General features: G+C 71.2%; 15 protein-coding genes. 8 read left to right on the forward strand and 7 right to left on the reverse strand.

Annotated elements, in window-relative coordinates; all coding sequences use genetic code 11:
- Positions 1-1,347: an NERD domain-containing protein kinase family protein gene (locus ABGA98_RS20420; protein WP_347619924.1), complete on the forward strand. Its 1,347-nt coding sequence runs from the start codon at positions 1-3 to the stop codon at positions 1,345-1,347.
- A 52-nt stretch (positions 1,348-1,399) separates the two neighbouring features.
- Here the strand turns inward: ABGA98_RS20420 and ABGA98_RS20425 are convergent, their stop codons facing one another.
- Positions 1,400-4,099, reverse strand: coding sequence for a BTAD domain-containing putative transcriptional regulator (locus ABGA98_RS20425; RefSeq protein WP_347619925.1), 2,700 nt, complete (start codon positions 4,097-4,099; stop codon positions 1,400-1,402).
- Positions 4,100-4,210: 111 nt separating this feature from the next.
- On the opposite strand from ABGA98_RS20425, the gene ABGA98_RS20430 reads away from it, so the two are divergent.
- Positions 4,211-5,119 (forward strand): M23 family metallopeptidase, encoded by a 909-nt coding sequence (locus ABGA98_RS20430; RefSeq protein WP_347619926.1) that lies wholly within the window; start codon positions 4,211-4,213, stop codon positions 5,117-5,119.
- Positions 5,120-5,161: 42 nt separating this feature from the next.
- Here ABGA98_RS20430 and ABGA98_RS20435 read toward each other — a convergent pair whose 3' ends face one another.
- The gene (locus ABGA98_RS20435) at positions 5,162-5,965 is read right to left on the reverse strand and encodes an FKBP-type peptidyl-prolyl cis-trans isomerase (protein ID WP_347619927.1); all 804 of its coding nucleotides are present in this window, start codon (positions 5,963-5,965) and stop codon (positions 5,162-5,164) included.
- 105 nt (positions 5,966-6,070) lie between these two features.
- Between ABGA98_RS20435 and ABGA98_RS20440 the strand changes: the two genes are divergently transcribed.
- Together ABGA98_RS20440 and ABGA98_RS20445 are read left to right on the forward strand one after the other, a co-directional pair.
- Positions 6,071-7,138, forward strand: coding sequence for a DUF2293 domain-containing protein (locus ABGA98_RS20440; RefSeq protein WP_347619928.1), 1,068 nt, complete (start codon positions 6,071-6,073; stop codon positions 7,136-7,138).
- On the forward strand, positions 7,135-7,509 hold the full coding sequence (locus ABGA98_RS20445; RefSeq protein ID WP_347619929.1) for an MmcQ/YjbR family DNA-binding protein: 375 nt from the start codon (positions 7,135-7,137) through the stop codon (positions 7,507-7,509). The genes ABGA98_RS20440 and ABGA98_RS20445 overlap by 4 nt, the downstream gene beginning before the upstream one ends.
- On the opposite strand, the gene kynU is transcribed toward ABGA98_RS20445, so the two are convergent.
- From kynU to ABGA98_RS20460, 3 genes are read right to left on the reverse strand one after another with little or no spacing between them, the layout of a single operon-like run.
- Positions 7,502-8,731, reverse strand: coding sequence for a kynureninase (kynU, locus tag ABGA98_RS20450; protein ID WP_347619930.1), 1,230 nt, complete (start codon positions 8,729-8,731; stop codon positions 7,502-7,504). The genes ABGA98_RS20445 and kynU overlap by 8 nt on opposite strands.
- Positions 8,728-9,525, reverse strand: a complete 798-nt coding sequence (locus tag ABGA98_RS20455; protein WP_347619931.1) for a fumarylacetoacetate hydrolase family protein — start codon at positions 9,523-9,525, stop codon at positions 8,728-8,730. Before ABGA98_RS20455 ends, kynU begins: the two co-directional genes overlap by 4 nt.
- Complete coding sequence (locus tag ABGA98_RS20460) at positions 9,518-10,927, reverse strand: aldehyde dehydrogenase family protein (RefSeq protein WP_347619932.1); 1,410 nt, start codon at positions 10,925-10,927, stop codon at positions 9,518-9,520. Before ABGA98_RS20460 ends, ABGA98_RS20455 begins: the two co-directional genes overlap by 8 nt.
- 101 nt (positions 10,928-11,028) lie before the next feature.
- Here ABGA98_RS20460 and ABGA98_RS20465 point away from each other — a divergent pair, with 101 nt between their 5' ends.
- The gene (locus ABGA98_RS20465; RefSeq protein ID WP_347619934.1) at positions 11,029-11,571 is read left to right on the forward strand and encodes a VanZ family protein; all 543 of its coding nucleotides are present in this window, start codon (positions 11,029-11,031) and stop codon (positions 11,569-11,571) included.
- 152 nt (positions 11,572-11,723) lie between these two features.
- Positions 11,724-12,476 (forward strand): GntR family transcriptional regulator, encoded by a 753-nt coding sequence (locus ABGA98_RS20470; protein WP_347619935.1) that lies wholly within the window; start codon positions 11,724-11,726, stop codon positions 12,474-12,476.
- Positions 12,477-13,019: 543 nt separating this feature from the next.
- Here the strand turns inward: ABGA98_RS20470 and ABGA98_RS20475 are convergent.
- Positions 13,020-14,039 (reverse strand): hypothetical protein, encoded by a 1,020-nt coding sequence (locus ABGA98_RS20475; RefSeq protein ID WP_347619936.1) that lies wholly within the window; start codon positions 14,037-14,039, stop codon positions 13,020-13,022.
- A gap of 150 nt (positions 14,040-14,189) precedes the next feature.
- On the opposite strand from ABGA98_RS20475, the gene ABGA98_RS20480 reads away from it, so the two are divergent.
- On the forward strand, positions 14,190-14,711 hold the full coding sequence (locus ABGA98_RS20480) for a gamma carbonic anhydrase family protein (RefSeq protein WP_347619937.1): 522 nt from the start codon (positions 14,190-14,192) through the stop codon (positions 14,709-14,711).
- Here ABGA98_RS20480 and ABGA98_RS20485 read toward each other — a convergent pair.
- The gene (locus ABGA98_RS20485; RefSeq protein ID WP_347619938.1) at positions 14,683-15,585 is read right to left on the reverse strand and encodes a hypothetical protein; all 903 of its coding nucleotides are present in this window, start codon (positions 15,583-15,585) and stop codon (positions 14,683-14,685) included. The genes ABGA98_RS20480 and ABGA98_RS20485 overlap by 29 nt on opposite strands.
- Positions 15,586-15,639: 54 nt before the next feature.
- Between ABGA98_RS20485 and ABGA98_RS20490 the strand changes: the two genes are divergently transcribed.
- On the forward strand, positions 15,640-16,974 hold the full coding sequence (locus ABGA98_RS20490) for a hypothetical protein (protein ID WP_347619939.1): 1,335 nt from the start codon (positions 15,640-15,642) through the stop codon (positions 16,972-16,974).
- Positions 16,975-17,163 lie beyond the last annotated feature (189 nt).

The following is a 17,163-nucleotide window of genomic DNA, read 5'->3' on the forward strand; positions in this document are numbered from 1 at the left end:
ATGGCAGAGATCGTCGGCGGAGGACGTCCAGTCAACGACGCCGAACGGCGGGTGATCACCTACCTGCGAGATCACGCGCCCGCCGACTGGTTGCTGCTGCACAACGTCGAGCTTCCGCGCGGCCACGACGTCTTCGAGGTCGACCTGATCGTGCTGACCGGCCACTCGCTCGTGGTCGTCGACGTCAAGGGCACCCGGGGGCGCATCGAGGTGTCCGGCACCCGCTGGTTCCCGCCGCGCAGGGAGGCGTTCGGCTCCCCCGTGGCCAAGCTGCGCGGCACCGCGAAGGCGCTGAAAGGGCTGCTGGTGGCGCAGGCCACGCAGTTGGAGCGGGTCTACGTCGACTGCCTGGTCGTGCTCACCTCACCCGACGCCGAGCTGGTCGATCCCGCGGGGCGCGACGCGGTCAACGTCACCGACCTTCCGGGGCTGCTGGCCACGTTGAGCGACGTCTCGCGGGTCAGGCGCGGGTGCAGCCCCGACGCGAGGCCGTACATGACGGCGATCCTCGACGCGCTCAACCAGACCGTGCGCCGCAGCACCGCGCCGCCCAGGTACGGCAACTGGGAGGTCGAGGAGCAACTCGGCGGCGACGCCAAGGTCACCGAATATCGGGCGTTCAACGTGACACTGCCCGGCAGCGAGACCGTGCTGCTCCGCGTCTACCAGGCCGATCCGCTGGCCGACCACGAGGCGCGGGCGGCCGAGCGGCAGCGCATCGCCAACGCCTACCAGACCCTGGCCCGCATCCCGCCCCACCCGTGCGTGGTGCGCCCGCGCGACTTCTTCGCCATCGACGACGAGAGCCGGTTCGTGCTGGTGCTCGACGACGTGCACGGCGAGGCCCTGCACCTGTCGCTGGGCCGGGGCGCCCGGCTCGGTGTGATCAAGGATCTGCTGAGCGGGCTGGCTCACGCGCACGCCAACGGCGTCGTCCACCGGGCGCTGACGCCCGCGTCCGTGCTGGTCACCGACGACGGGCACGCGGTGCTGACCGGGTTCGACTACGCCAAGCCAGGGCCGCGCGACTACACCGTGGCCCACGAGCTGGGCAACGTGCTCGACGCCCACTACACGGCTCCGGAGTGCCAGGAACGCCCCGATCGGATGACGACCGCCTCCGACGTCTACGCCGCCGGAGCCATCGCCTACCAGCTCCTCACCGGCCAGCTCCCGACGAGCGCCGACGCCCACGGGCCCGACGTGCCCGAGGTGGTCCGCAGGATGCTCGACCACTCCCCCGCCAAGCGGCCGTCCGCCGCCGAGGCGCTCGACGCCCTGACGGCGTCGCCGCTCCAGGAGTCGCGGCTCAGACGGCTCGTACGTCGCATAGTGTCCCGTTCATGACCATCGGCCTGCGTCCCGTCGAAGAGCACGGTTGCGGCGGGAGCGACCCGGCTCAGGCGGGCAGGTTGCGGCGGAGCGCCTTGGCGTGCCGGAGGTAGTCGAGCGCCAGCCCGGTACGCCCGGCCGAACGGTGCAGCTCTCCGAGCAGCTCGGTGGTCGAGGCCTCGCCGCTGCGGTCGCCGAGCTCCTGGAAGATCTCCAGAGAGCGTTCGAGCCCGGTGGAGGCCCGCGCCAGGTCCCCGCGTTCGGCCTGGAGCCCGGCCAGGCTCTGCAGCGCGTACGCTCCGCAGTGCCGGTCCCCCAGCGACTCGAAGATCTCCAGCGCGTGCCGGTGGAACGACATGGCGTGGTGCAGGTGCCCCATCTGGACGCACACGCATCCTTCCCGGTGGGCGTCCCCGAGTTCCTGGGCCAGCCGCATGGCCTGGGTCAGGGATTGCGACGCCTGCGCCAGGTCGCCGGACGTGAGGCAGACCCGGCCGATGGCCTGGCGGGCGTACGCTTCGCCCTGTTTGTCGCCGGTGGCCAGGAAGATGGCCAGGGCGTGCCGGAAGTGTCCGAGGGAGCGGGCGTACCGGCCGCGGAACTGGCTCACCGCGCCGAGGCCGCAGATGGAGGTGGCCTCGGCCCGGCTGTCGCCTAAGTCGTGAAATATGTGGAGGGATCGGGTGAAGCCCTCCGCGGACTCCTCGTACCGGTCCTGGTAGAGGCTGACCTGGGCCAGGCCCCTCAGCATGGCGGCCTCACCGTACGTGTCGCCGGCGGCGCGGGCGGCGGCCAGCGCGGAGGCGTGGGTACGCCGCCAGGTGCCGAGGTCGCAGCGCAGGTCGAGGCAGGGGACCATGGCCGCGGCAAGCCCCCACGCCGACTCGGCCAGCCCCAGCTCGGCCGCCGCGTCCACCGCGCCCGCCAGCGCCTCGTGCTCGGCCTCGAACCAGGCGACCGGGTCGGCGGTCAGCCGTTCGAGTGTGCGCTCCGGCAGCCGCCAGCGCGGCGCCCTGGCGGCGGTGAGGCTGAACACGGTGGTCGGCAGCCGCGCCATGGCGTGCTCGGTGGTCGCCGTCCACGCGGCCAGCACCCTGGCCACGGCGTCGAGCCCGTCCCGTTCTCCCGGCCCGCCGGACAGCACGGGGCCGCGTTCGAGCGCGTGCCGGCCGACGAGGTCGGGCACCCGGTAGCGCGGCTGGCCCACCGGATCGGTGCCGACCAGGTCGAGCAGGTTGACGTCCACGAGCAGGTCGGTGACGTCGTGCGCGCCGTGCCTGCCGAGCGCGGCGTCGATCACCCACCCCGGCTGGGCGGGCGCGCCGAGCCTGCCCAGCGTGCCGAGGATGCGGGCGGCCTCGTCGGGCAGGCGCGCGTAGCCGTGGTCCAGGGTGGCCCGCACGTCTCCCAGCTCGCCGAGGCAGTCGTCCTCCAGGCGTTGCCTGAGCACCGCCAGCGACCAGCCGGGCCGGCCGGCCAGCCGTGCGCCGGCGTTCCTGACCGCCAGCGGCAGCCGCCCGCACGCGGCCACGATCGCCTGCGCGGCCTCCAGCTCGCGGGCCACGCGGTCCTCGCCCACGATGTTGCCGAGCAGCGACAGTGCCTCCCGCGGGCCGAGCCGGCCGAGCTGGATCCGTACCGCGCCCGGCAGCTCGGTGATCCGGCGCCTGCTCGTGACGATGACCGCGCTGCCGTTGCCGGGCAGCAGCGGCCGCACCTGGCCGGCGTCGCGGGCGTCGTCCAGCACCACCAGCATCGGCCGCCCGGCCAGCAGCGACCTGAACAGCGCCGAGCGCTCGCGCACCGTGGGCGGCGCCGCCTCCACGCCCAGCGCTCTGAGCGCCTCGGCCAGCAGGTCGCCCGGCGCCCTGCCGTCCAGCTCCAGGTAGAGCTGCCCGTCGGGGAAGGACGCGCACAGCGCGTGCGCGGCGTGCACGGCCAGCGCCGACTTGCCCGCGCCGGGCGGCCCCGAGATCACCGCGACGGAGAACGGCTCCGCGAGCTCGGCCAGGGCGCTCGCCCTGCCGATGAAGTCGGGCAGATCAGGCGGAAGCTGCCGGGGGGCGGCGGGCAGCGCGTCGTCCGCCAGGACCAGTTCGTACGCCCCGCGCAGCTCCGCACCCGGCTCGACGCCGAGCTCGTCCACGAGCCTGCCCCTGACCGTGGCGTAGGCGCGCAGGGCCTCGGCCTTCCTGCCGCCCCTGTGCAGGGTCAGCACCAGGCGCCCCCACAGGTCCTCCCGGTAGGGGTGCTCGGCCAGCAGCCCGCGCAGCTCGGAGATCGCGCCGTCGTGGTCGCCCTGCTCGAGACGCCGGTCGATCAGCGCTTCCGCGGCCCGCAGGCGTCCCTGGTGGAGGAGTTCGAGACGGCGGTCCCAGACCGGGCTGCCCGGCAGGTCGCACAGTGGCGCGCCGCGCCAGAGCGCGAGCGCCTCCGCGTACTCGCCCCGGTCCACCAGGTCCTCGAAGAGCAGCAGGTCGAGCGCGCCGTCGGCCACGTCGATCGCGTAGCCGGAGCCGTCGGCGCGTAAGTGCCCCTGGCCTAACTCCGACCTGAGAACGCTCACATACGTGCGCACGTTGGCCTGCGCGGAACGCGGCGGGCGATGCGGCCAGAGCACTTCGACGAGCTGGTCGGCGCCGACCACCCGGCCCGCGTCCAGCAGCAGCGTGGCCAGCAGCAGCCGGGGTTTCCTGCCGGCGATCCGTACGGTACGTCCGTCGGACCGGACTTCGAGCGGCCCGAGCACGTGGAAAGTGAGCGGCATCCGCATCAGCTCCTCTACAGAGGCCTGACAGCTTTTGTATTGGTTCTGGACGTTTTATGTGCGGCTTATGCAGACCCTTGTCTCAGAGATCCCACGGGAAAGGATCACCCCATGAAGCTCAGCGGAGCAATGGTCGCGGGCGTCGCACTCTTACTCAGCCTCGGAACGACGACAACCGCCGCGGCCGACCCGGCGCCGGAGTCGGAGCAGGCGCAGATCCTCGCGACCAACTTCCAGCTGCCGTTCCCCTGCGGCCAGTCCTGGACGGGCAACTCCAGCGCCAGCAGCGCGCACAGGTCGTACGAGATCGACTTCAACCGCGGCAGCACCGCGGACGCCGACCTCGGCGACACCGTGGTGGCCGCCGCGGCCGGCACCGTGGTGATCTCGGCGCACCAGGGCTCGACGAACGGCTACGGCAACCTGGTCAAGATCGACCACGGGTCGGGCTGGTCCACGTACTACGCCCATCTGAACGTCCGCTCGGTCAGCCAGGGACAGTCCGTCTCGCAGGGCCAGAAGATCGGCACGGTGGGCAACACCAGCAAGCCGGGCAACAACATCAGCCCTCACCTCCACTACGAGGTACGTCAGGGAAGCAGCTATCCGTCCAACATCCAGCGGGCCGTTTTCGACGGGACGACCTTCGGCTACCCGCAGCAGACGCTGACCTCCAGGAACTGCGGCGGCTCCAGCAACCCGTACAGCCCGCAGGAGGTCTGCGGCACGGGCTTCAACGTGATCGACTCGGCTGCGCTCGGGAGCAACGGCACCGTCTACCTGCTCTACAACAGCGGCAACCGCAGCAACTGCGTCGTCACGCTGAAGGCGAAGTCGCTCGGCACGCCCACCGCGACCAGCGCCTACCTGGAAGTGCAGGGCAGCGCGAGGAAGACCGACTCGGGCAACTTCTCCTACTACGCGGGACCGGTGACCGCGTCCGCGCCCAGCACCTGCGTCAAGTGGGGCGGCTCGGCCGGCGGCACCACGTACGACAGCCCCTGGGAGCACTGCGACTAGAGGCGACCGGGACCGGGCCGGGTGGTGGCGCGCCGCCCGGCCCTACGCCTGCGTGATCGTGTCGAGGACGTCGACGACGTAGAGCATGGGCGCGGCCCCCGGGGAGGGCACGGCCACCCGGCTGCCGACGCGCAGGCCGTCCAGGGCGGCCGTCCAGCCCGCGGGCACGGAGCCCTCCTCCAGGGTGAACGCGCTGGGCCCGCCCCTCCGGTACGACGAGTCCACGACCGTGCGCGACGGCCAGGAGGCGGCCACGTACTGGACCACGATCTTCGCGCCGGACACGACCTGCGGCCCGGAGCCGTCGATGAGGACGCGCGGTTGCGCGGCCGGCGTCAGGTCGGCGGGAACGACCGGCAGGGGACGCCCGACGAGCCGGGCGTCGGGCGGATAGCCGCCCAGGATGTCGAAGACCAGCACCAGCGTGTCCGCCGGGGCCAGGCCGGTCAGCGGCACCTCGGGGCCGAGGGCGTCCGCCGCCGGGCTGATCAGCATGACCCTGCTGCCCGCCGGACGGCCGATGAGCGACTGCCGCCACGTCTCCGACACCTGCCTGCCGTCGAAGACCACCGTCGTAGGCTGGTGCCCGTCGTGGGTGCTGAGGTAGGGCTGGTTGCCGGACCAGCGCCGGATGTCGACGTCGGCGAGCACCACGTCGCCGGGGACCGTACGCCGGCCGCTGCCCACGGACAGCACCGCGATGCGCGGCGTGTGGCCCGGGTTTCCCTTGGGGATGGCGACGACCGGTTTGCTGCCGAACGCGCCCGAGACGACGGGCTGCGTGCCCTCCTCAGCCGCGCCGCACGAGGTGGCCAGCATGAACAGGGCGGGCCAGATCAGACGCACGATTTCCTCCAGGGCCAGGTCCGAAGGAGTTACTTGCCGCTATGACGAAAAGGAATGCCGCTGCTCTCGCCATCTCACGACAAAGGGCGCGGGACACTGGGGTGCGTGAGCCGAACCGATAGGGCGAGCAGGCCGAAGCTGGCGCGAAGGGTCGCCGACGCGGCCGAGATCGCGCTGACCGCCAGGAAATACGTGACCTTCATCGACGTGGTGACGGGCCTGCGCTGGTTGCACACCAGGCACGTCGACGTCTGGCGGCAGGGCAGGGCGGCCACGCTGGCCGAGCTGTCCGACGTCGGCGAGGATCGCCTGCTCACCGCGGCCGCCCTGCTGCGGGAGTGGGCCCTGGCCAAGGGGTTGCGACCGGTCGACACGCCCTACGTGGCCGGCACCCGCGACCGCCGCGAGCTGCGCTTCACGTCGGGGGACGGGCAGGAGGCGTTCCGCGTGCACTGGCTCTCGCCCGATCTCAGCGAGGCCCGGGTGCGGCGGCTCACCGAGGCGCAGAGCAAGCCGCCCGACCTGGTGGCGGTGGCCCCGCTCGACGCCTGGACGTGCGCGGCCTGCGGCGACACCGGCCCCTACCTGATCATGGAGGACGACCGGCCGCACTGCCTGACCTGCGCGGACCTCGACCACCTGACATTCCTGCCGGCGGGCGACGCGGCGCTCAGCCGGCGGGCCAAGAAGGAGAGCGGCCTGTCCGCGGTGGTCGTCCGGTACAACCGGCGGCGCAAGGTCTACCAGCGCATGGGCCTGCTGGTGGAGGAGGCCGCGCTGGCCGCCGCCGAGGAGCGCTGCCTGGCCGACGAGGAGGTCCGCCTGCGCCGCAGGGAGCGCGACCGCGTACGCAGGGCGGAGCAGGACGTCGAGTTCCAGACCAGGATGGCGGCCGAGATCGCCCGGTTGTTCCCCGGCTGCCCCGAGCCGCGGGCGCGGGAGATCGCCGAGCACGCGGGCCAGCGCGGCAGCGGACGGGTGGGCAGGTCGGCGGCGGCCAGGGCGCTCGACGAGAACGCCATCACGCTCGCCGTGATCGCCTCCATCCGGCATCTCGACACCGACTACGACAGGCTGCTGATGTCGGGCGTGCCGCGGATGGAGGCCCGCGACCTGATCCGCGAGCGCATCGAACACAAGCTCGACGAGTTCCGGGGTAACGTGCGGGCATGAGCGACTGGCACGACGTACGCGAGGAGCTGCGCGCGTTCGCCCTCGGGCTGCCCGAGAGCCACGAGGACCATCCGTGGGGCGAGACGGTGGTCAAGGTGAACAAGAAGGTGTTCCTCTTCCTCGGCCTGGAGGAGCAGACCGAGAAGTGGGATCCGACGTTCGGCGTGAAGCTGCTGTCGGAGGCGCACGGCCACGCGCTGACCGTCGAGGGGGCGCGACCCAGCGGCTACGGGCTCGGCAAGGCGGGCTGGGTGACCGTGCCGTTCCTGTCGGAGTTGCCCGAGACCGAGGTGCTGCTCGACTGGGTGGAGGAGAGCTATCGCGCGATCGCCCCCAAACGCGCGATCAAGCTGCTGGACGCGACTAGGTGACGGCCAGCCGCCTGGCATACCTCTCGTCCCGCCACAGCTCCTTGTCCAGCACCTCCAGCAGGGTGGCGGCGGCGTCGTAGACGTCGGCGTAGCCGACGTAGAGCGGCGCGAAGCCGAACCTGAGGATGTCGGGCGCGCGGAAGTCGCCGTGCACGCCGCGGTCGATCAGCGCCCGCATCACCGGATAGCCGTCGGGGTGGCGGAAGCTCACCTGGCTGCCGCGCGCGGCGGCGTCAGCCGGCGAGGCGAGCTCCAGCGCGTCGCCGACGAGGTCGACGAAGAGCGAGGTCAGCGCCATGCTCTTGGCCCGCACCTGCGCCATCGGCACCTCCTCCCACACGTCGAGCGCGGCGTCGAGCGCGGCGAACGACAACACGTGCGGGGTGCCCACCGCGAACCGCCTGACGCCCTCGGCCGGCCGGTAGCCGGGCTCGAACGCGAACGGCTCGGCGTGGCCGTTCCATCCGGACAACACGTTCTCGGCGGCGGCGTGGTGGCGCGGGTTGACGTAGAGGAAGGCGGGCGCGCCGGGCCCGGCGTTCAGATACTTGTACGTGCACCCGAGCGCGAAGTCGGCCGCCGAGACGTCCACCTCCATGGCGCCCACGCTGTGGCACACGTCCCAGACCATGAGCGCCCCCGCCGCCTGCACCTCGGCGGTGATCGCGGGCACGTCGTGGCGGGCGCCGGTGGCGTAGTCGACCTCCGCCATCAGCACCACGGCCGCGTCGTCGAAGCGCCCCTCCGCGACGTCGCGCACCTCGTAGCCGCCGAGCAGGCCGGCCAGACCCTGCACCATGTAGTGGTCGGTGGGGAAGTTCCGTACGTCGGACACGATCACCCGGCGGCCGGGGCGCAACCGCAGCGCGGCCGCCACCGCCTGGAAGACCGCGATGGAGGTGGTGTTGCCCACCACGACCTGCCCGGGGCCGGCGCCGATCAGCGGGGCCAGCCGGTCGCCGGCCGCCAGCGGCTGCCCGAACCACCCGGCGTGGTTCCAGCCGCCGACGAGTTGCCCGCCCCACTCGTCCTCGACCGCCCGGCGCACCCGCTCGACGGCACGCCGGGGCAGCGCGCCCAGCGAGTTGCCGACGAGGTAGACGACGCCCTCCGGCAGCACGAACTCGTCCTTGAAGCGCCGCAGCGGGTCGCCGGCGTCGAGCGCGAGGCACCGCTCGCGGGTGACGGCCGCGCCCGGCACGGCCCGGTCGCGCGTGCTCACGCCGCAAACACCGCGCGTACGGAGCCGAGCCCGTCGATGCGGGCCTCGAACGCGTCGCCCGCCTCGACGGGCACCACGGGGCCGAGCGCGCCGGTCAGCACGACGTCGCCCGCGCGCAGCGCGTATTCGGTGCGGCCGAGCCGCGTGGCCAGCCAGACGGCCGCGTTGAGCGGGTGGCCCAGGCACTCGGCGCCGGAGCCGGTCGAGACCTCCTCGCCGCCCCGGCTCATCGTCATCGCGGCCGAGCGCAGGTCGAGCCCTGTCAGCGGCACGGGCGTGCCGCCCAGCACGTACGCCCCCGCGGAGGCGTTGTCGGCGACCGTGTCGGCCAGCGTGATGTCCCAGTCGGCGATGCGCGAGTCGGCGATCTCGATCGCGGGCAGCACGAACTCCACCGCCCTGATCACGTCGGCCACCGTGAACGGCCCGCCGCTCAGGTCACGGCCGAGCACCAGCGCGACCTCGGCCTCGGCGCGCGGCTGCAGGAACCTGTCCACGGGGATGGGCTGCCCGTCGCCGTAGCACGTGTCCGCGAAGAGCATGCCGAAGTCGGGCTGGTCGATGCCGAGGCGCTGCTGCAGCGCCCTGTTGGTCACGCCGACCTTCCTGCCCGCCGGCCGCCGCCCCTCGCCGATCGCCCGCCGGGTGTTGATCTCCTGTACGGCGTAGGCGTCTGCGGGTGTGCTGACCAGGTCCCTGACGGGCGGGCACGGCTTGCCCGTACGCGCGGCCTCCAGCAGCCGGTCGGCGGCCTGGGTTCGCGCGTCCACGGCCTGGGACCATTCGTCATGCATCGGGTTGCTCCAGTTTGATGGTGACAGTGGTGGGTTCAGAGTAGAAGTCCAGCGACTGTACGCCGCCCTCCCTGCCGATGCCCGACAGCTTCACGCCGCCGAACGGGGTCCGCAGGTCGCGCAGATACCAGGTGTTGACCCAGACGAGCCCGGCCTCCAGGCGCTGCGCCACCCGGTGGGCCCGGTCGAGCCCGGTGGTCCAGAGCGTGGCCGCCAGGCCGTAATCGCTGTTGTTGGCCAGGTCGATCGCCTCGGTCTCGCTGTCGAAGGGCGCGACGTGGCAGACCGGCCCAAAGATCTCTTCCCTATTGAACCTCGACCATTCCGATAAGCCTGTCACCACCGTTGGTTCCACGAAATATCCGGAATCGCGGTGGTCGTTGAAGGCGGGGACGCCGCCCCCGGTGAGCACCTTGGCCCCCTCCGAGCGGGCCAGGGCGTAGTAGGAGAGCACCCTCTCGCGGTGCTCCAGCGAGATCATCGGCTGCGGCTCGACCTCCTGGGCCCGGCTCGCCAGCCGGGCACAGAACTCCTCGAAGATCGAGCGCTGCACGTAGAGCCGCTCGGTGCACAGGCAGACCTGCCCGCCGTTGGTGAAGACCGACTGCACGGCGCCGTCGACCGCCCGGTCGAGATCGCAGTCGTCGAAGACGAGCCCGGCGTTCTTGCCGCCCAGCTCGAACGAGATCGGCTTGACCCGGTCGGCCACCGTTCTCATGATCGTGCTGGCCGTCCTGGTCGAGCCGGTGAACGTCACGCCGTCGACGTCGGGGTGCTCGACCAGGAGCTGGCCCGATGCGCCGTACCCGAAGATGATGTTGACCACGCCAGGGGGCAGCCCGGCTTCCGCGCAGATCTCGGCGAACACCGCGGCCGAGCCCGGCGTGCTCTCGGAGGGCTTGACCACCACCGTGTTGCCCGAGACGAGCGCCGGGGCCAGCTTCCAGGTCATCAGCAGGAACGGCAGGTTCCACGGGACGATCACCGCGACGACCCCGAGCGGCCTGCGCACGGTGTAGCTGAGCACACCGGGCAGGTGGAAGGCGTCGTCGGGGCGCTGTGCGGCGATCTCGGCGAAGGCGCGGAAGTTCGCGATGCCGCGCGGGATGTCGAGCGTGCGGGTCTGGTCGAAAGGCTTGCCCGTGTCGGCGATCTCGGCCGCCACCAGGTCGTCGAAGCGGGACTCGATGCCCTCGGCCAGGCGGCGCATCCACCCGGCGCGCTCGCCGACGGGCATCGCCGCCCAGTCGCGCGCCGCCTCCCTGGCCGCCCGGACCGCCCGGTCGACCACCTCGGGGTCGGCCTCGTGCGCCTGCCGCACCACAGCGCCCGTCACCGGATCATGGACGGGGAACGGATGGCCCGCGGCCACCGGCAGGCCACCGATGAAATGGGTCAGCACAACACTCTCCTCTATCTCCCTGTATAGATCGCGGTCTGGTGGCTGACCCTGTCCGGATGGACATCTTCCGGTAACCCTTGATCACTCGCCATCATGGTCGGATGGCGCGGACGTGGGAATTGTGGGGACCAGTCATTATTGCTGGTACGTTTGCGCTCCCCCTGGCCTTGCTAGCAATCTTGCTCCTCTCCCGGCACCGCGCCCGTGCCGGGCGTCCCGCGGCCCTGCGCACCTCGATCGCCGACGTCGGCATCGTGGTCGGAACCACGCCGTGGATCTGGATGATCCTCACGCCGTCCACCGGTCAGACAGGTGTCAGTCTCGTCCCGTTCACCGACCTCGCCGACCTGGCCGCAGCGCCGTGGGAGGCGGTGTCGGTCCAGGTCGGGGGCAACCTCCTGGTGTTCGCGGCGCTCGGCGCGCTGCTGCCGGTGCGCAGCCGGGCGATGTCCTCGCCCGTCCGTGTTGCGGCCGTCGCGGCGGCCTTTTCGGTCCTGGTCGAGGTGCTCCAGTACGCCCTGCGGCTGGGCCGTTTCTCCTCTGTGGACGACGTCATTCTCAACACGGCGGGCGCTGTGATCTTCGCTTTGGTTACTCGCCGCTGGTGGGCCGATCGGATACCGGGCGTGACCGTATCGCGGTAACGGTCCGCTAAATCATCGCGGAATTCACCACACGGGCACGATCCGCTCAAAAGAAGCCCGCGACCAACCTGTGTATCTGTGCGATCGTGGACAAGACGGGGCAAGTTCTCTGGAGACGCCACTACCTGGTTGGTGACAGAGGGTGATCATACGTGTCTGAATCCCCGGTACCCCACGAGCCCCCTATCTATCGCCGCATCGCCGACGGCCTCCGCGCCCGGATCCTGTCCGGCGAACTGCGCGACGGGGACCGCCTACCGGGCGAGAACGCGCTGATGGCCGAATACGCAATCGCACGGGCAACCGCCAGGCAAGCGCTTGCCGTACTGATCAATGAAGGGTTGGCAGTACCCAAACGAGGTTCGGGGGTTTACGTGCGGCTGTTCAAACCGATCCGCAGGCACGGCTCACGCCGCCTGTCACGCGAGCAATGGGGCCAGGGACGGGCCATCTGGGACGCCGACGCGCGCGGCCGTCCCTTCGAGGTCGACCGGGTGGAGGTGGTGCTGGAGCGGGCGTCCGACGAGGTGGCGGGCGTCCTCGACAGCCGGGAGGTCTGGGTGCGCAGGCGGCGCTACTCCGTCGACGACAGGCCCGTGCAACTGTCCACCTCCTTCTTCCCCGCCCACCTGGTGGAGGGCAGCGCGATCACCCTCCCCGACACCGGTCCCGGCGGTGCCTACGCCAGGCTGGGCGACCTCGGCGTGCCACCCACCCACTTCACCGAGGAGGTGCGCGCCCGCATGCCGGCACCGCGCGAGAGCGCCCTGCTGGAGTTGCCCGGAGGCACACCCGTGATCGTGATCGCCCGGACCGCGTACACGTCGGGAGGGCTGCCCGTCGAGGTCAACGAGATGGTGCTGGACTCCGCCGCGTATGTACTCCAGTACGACTTCGACGCCTAGGTCAAGGCGATCTGTCAAGCGGGAAGGTTGACCTGACCGTCACGATCATAGAATTCTCTAGAGAGGTGGCGCATCTTCTAAGGAGATGGAACCTCGCCTGGGGGCCCGGGAAGGTGGACGGAGATGTCCTTTGATCGGCATCTTGCGGAAATAGCCCGGGAGTTCCCTCACTGGACCATCTGGCGGAGCGATGCGGGCCGCTGGTGGGCCACGAGACACCATCCGATCAGCGCGGCGCAGCGCGAGGCCGGATGCGCGATGACCATTGACGCGGACGACCCGGACGGCCTGCGCGACCAGCTCCGGGACCAGGAGAGAAGGGCCGGCGAGCGGCACTCGTGGCGGGCCGGCCCCGCACCTCCCTGACGCCGGCCGGCAGCGGCCGGCGGCACACGAGCAGCCCGGTGCCGGGTCCAGCGTCTCGGCGGCCCCGGCACCGGGCCACCACGCATGGAGGGGCCACGAGCGCGGAAGCCTCCGACCCTATCGGGGGCGGGGGCTTCCGCTCCGCACCGTCGTCCTCCCGCCCCGGCAGGAAAGGACCTACTTGTTCGCCTCGGAGAGGCGGATGACGTTGACCTCGGTGTCGTCGGAGACCTTGACCTTCCGGGTCTTGTCCGAGTCGTCCTCGTCGACGATGACCCGCACGTCGTCCTGCGGCACGGCAGGCGCGGGGGTCTCGCCCGCCGGCGGCGCGGGCGTCGCGCCCTGCGACGGCGCCGGCGGCGCGGCCGGCATGGCGGCGTCGGGGATCAGCGGCCCGGCGCCCGACTCGCTGCGCATGAGGTCGCCGAGCACGGTGCTGACCTCGGTCAGCCGCCGCACGACCTCGGTGTGCGTGTTGGTCAGATATTCGACCCGGCGGCCCGCCTGCTCGTCCAGCGCGGCGGTGCGCTGCCTGGCCGACTCCAGCATCGACTCGGCCTCGTCGCGCGCGCTCGTCACCAGCTGCTCGGCCTTCGCGTTGGCGTTCTGCAGCTTCTGCTCCGACTGCGCCTGGGCCGCGGCGAGCACCCGCTCCGCCTCGGCCTTCGCCTCCTTGAGCGCCTCTTCCGCCTCGGTGCGGGCAGCCGTGAGCTGCTCCTCCGCGTCGGCGCCCGCCTGGGCCAGCATCCGCTCCGCCGACTGCGTCGCCTCGTTCACCCGGCGCTCGGCCTCCGCCTGGGCGGAGGAGAGGATCTTGTCGGCCGTCTCGCGGGACGTCGTCACCAGGTGCTCGGCCTCGGTCTTGGCCGTGTCTCGCACGCTGGCGGCCTCGGCCTCGGCGTCTTCGCGCTTCGCCGCGGCCTCCTCCTCTCCGAGCCGCAGGATCTGCGCAAGGCGAGGGCTGAGATCCTCGTAACTCTGGGGCGTCTCGACCATGCGCCGCCTGGCCTCTGCCAGCTCGATGCGGCCCTGCTCGGCCTGATCGATCGCTCGTGCCAGCCGTTCTTCAAGATCACGTATCTGGTTGCGGACGCGGAGCATGTAGTCGTGGACCTGACGGCGGTTGTAACCGCGCATCACGACTTCGAAGGTGTCCTCTTGCATCAGATCGGGGAGGCTCTCGTGCTGATTTGTCATGGGGGTTACCTAAGGGTGGTTTGCGTGAGGCGGGGGAAAACTGCGGGTTGTGAGGGTCTGACGACGAGACGTCAGGAAACGACTTTCCTGCCATCTGCCCACGTCCGCAACCCGAACGCCATAGCCGGAGGAGGAATTACGATGTGACGGATGTACATAGCAGCGTTGGACAACGGGGCAGCTCCGGACATTCATCCCGAGGCGTACATCGCGCCTGGTGCCGTGGTGGTGGGCAGCGTGCGGGTGGGCCGGGCGTCCAGCATCTGGTACGGCTCCGTTCTCCGAGGGGACGACGAGCGGATCGAGATCGGCGAAAAGTGCAACGTACAGGATCTGTGCTGCCTGCACGCCGACCCGGGTGAGCCGGCGATCCTCGAAGACCGGGTCAGCCTGGGCCACAAGGCCATGGTCCACGGCGCCCACATCGAGTCGGGCGCGCTGATCGGCATCGGCGCGATCGTGCTGGGCGGCGCCCGCGTCGGGGCGGGCACCCTGGTGGCCGCGGGAGCGCTCGTCGGGCCCGGCAAGAAGATCCCGTCGGGCGTGCTGGTCGCCGGCGTGCCCGGGAAGATCGTGCGCGAGCTCACCGACGGCGACCGCGACTCCTTCGCGCGCACGCCGGACAACTACGCGGCCAAGGCACTCAGGCACCGGCGGGCGTCATCGCTTTGATCAGCACCTCGTCCGTCACCGACGCGTTGTTGAGCGGGTCGGCGTAGTCGGGCAGCTCCGGCCGCAGGAAACGCACATAGTCGACGGTCAGCTTGAGGTCGGGCTGGCCCGTGATCTGCTTGGCGTTGCCCTTGTCGGCGTCCTTCTTCAGCGTGCTGTAGCTGTCCCAGTCGGTGTAGCCGGTGATGCCCCACTGCAGCACGTCGGGGAGGGTGGACGGCCAGCGCTGCCCCACCTTCCACGTGCCCTTCTCCTCCTTGTAGAGGGCGACGAAGACGCGGCCCACCCGGGCCAGCACGAGCTCCACCCAGCCGTCCTTGACGGCCAGCTCCTGCGGCTTGGAGCTGCCGTCCTTGGTGTACTTCACCTCGACCTGACCGGGCTTCTCGATGGTGCCGGTGGTGATCGAGACCCAGTTGGGCTTGGCGTACGAGCCGGGCTGGCGGGCCATCAGGCCGCCGAGCGAGAACTTCCGCTTCGGCTGGTCGTCGTCCTTGCCCTCGACCTTGACCCGGGCGTGCATGACGATGTCGCCGGCCAGCTCCTGATAGACGAAGGGGCCGCGGAAGCCGTCGAACCAGGCCGAGGTCTTGGGCTCCATGTAGAGTGCGCCCTTGGCGGTCTTGTCGACGTCGAGCTTGGCGATCCGGTCGATGTCCTTCTCGGTCTCGCTCAGCTTGGTCCACATCGACAGGTCGGCGGCGTCGTCGAACTCCGTCGTGGCCTCGCCCACCTCACCGCCCTTCGCCGGCGGCGTGGCGTTCTCCAGTGTGAGCACGCCGGGCCCGGTCGGCGACGGTGGCGCCGCCGTGCCCGTGCCGCAGCCGGAGAGCACGCACACGACCGCCAGCACGCCTGCTACCTTCGCCCTCATAGGGGAACATTCTGCCGTGAAAAGCCGATGGACGATCCGGGTACGGCAAGTACGATGACGGCCGTGCGACCTTGGGATGTGTTCACCTCCGCGGAGGCGGAGATCCGGGCCATGGTCGCTGACCGGCGCTGGCAGGCACTTTCGCCACCCGACCGCGCCCACGTCCTGGCCGCCAGGATCCTCGTGACCCCCGATGGCGACAGGTGGCTCTTCGGCGCCCACGCCCGCTGGCACCTGCACGATCCCGCCGACGGCCGCTGGCTCCTGGCGCCGCCGCCGCGGGGCACGCGGGCGCGCCAGGTGCACCATCCCGCGGCGGTGCTGCCCGACGAGGTGATCCCCCAGGGCTCCGACTTCCACGCCGAGCCGGGCTCGACCCAGGCCTTCATCGGCCCCGACGTGGCCGAGAGCCTCACGGAACGCGTGAGGGTGCTGCTGCGGGCGAGCGGGCTCAAGTCGGAGCTCGACTACCCGCTGACGGCCTTCGACGACATCTTCGCCTCCGACGTGCCGAGCACCGTCGCAGCCGTCTGGGGCACGATCATGTGGTGCGCGTACGCGCCGGCGTTCGACGGCAACGAGCGGCTGATCACGGTGTTCGGCGAATATCTGTGCCGTCCGCTGCCCGGTGACGAATGGGTGCGCTGGCTGCCCGCGCCGCCGCTGCTCGACCTCGCCACGCTCGTGGCCGAACGGCTGCGGGCGGGGAAGCCGAGGGCGGCGCTCAGGCTGGCGGCCGTGATGGCCGACACGGCCCAGATCCTGCTCTCCGACACCCGGTTCAGGCCCAGGGCGCTCGCCCTGCTCACGATGGTCGAGCCCATGCTGCGCCATTCCGGGATCGACGACGCCCACGTGGAGGAGGAGACCCTGCGCCAGGCGTGGCTGCGGCGCTGCCCGGCGCGGTTGTGCCGGGCGACGCTGGCGGAGAGCGACCCGGCGGCGCACTTCTCCCACGCGGTCTACGACCTCGTGGACGCGCTGCGGTTCACGCCCGAGCCGCCGGCGGCCGCGGCCGTGCTCCTCGCCGATCTGTCCGACTCCAAGGGCGTGCTGCCCGGGCTGCTGGACCACCGGCTCAGGAGGGCGTACGAGGCGCTGCGGCAGGCGGGGCTCACCGGCACCTCGGCCAGGGAGCGGACCGAGCCCGACGGCTTCCCCGTGCAGGGGCGGCCTGGCGGGGTGTCGACGGCGCCCGCGCCGGTGCTGGGGATCGCGCCGCCCGACCGCGGGAGCACGGCGGCGGTGCTCGGGGCGGCGTACGCCATGGGGCTGGCGTGGAGCCGGTTGACGGGGGCCAGGATGCCGGAGCGGGGGCTGGCGGGGCAGGCGGCACTCGTGCGTAAGATCATTCACGAACGCGACGATCACCACACAGGTCACACGTAAAGCACTAATACCGATATTTCACCCTAACTCCGCCTATATCGTTCTGACACTTGAGCGAACAGGAAATTCGCTGAATTGTGATCTCTGCCTGGGGAAATGATCCTCCTGGGGGCCCGCGACGCGGAAAGGAATGACCCCGATGGGCCATGTCGCCTGAAGGGTCTTCGCCGTAACCTCGAAGAGGGTGTG

It is taken from the genome of Nonomuraea sp. B1E8 (assembly GCF_039871515.1).
Taxonomy (GTDB): Bacteria; Actinomycetota; Actinomycetes; order Streptosporangiales; family Streptosporangiaceae; genus Nonomuraea.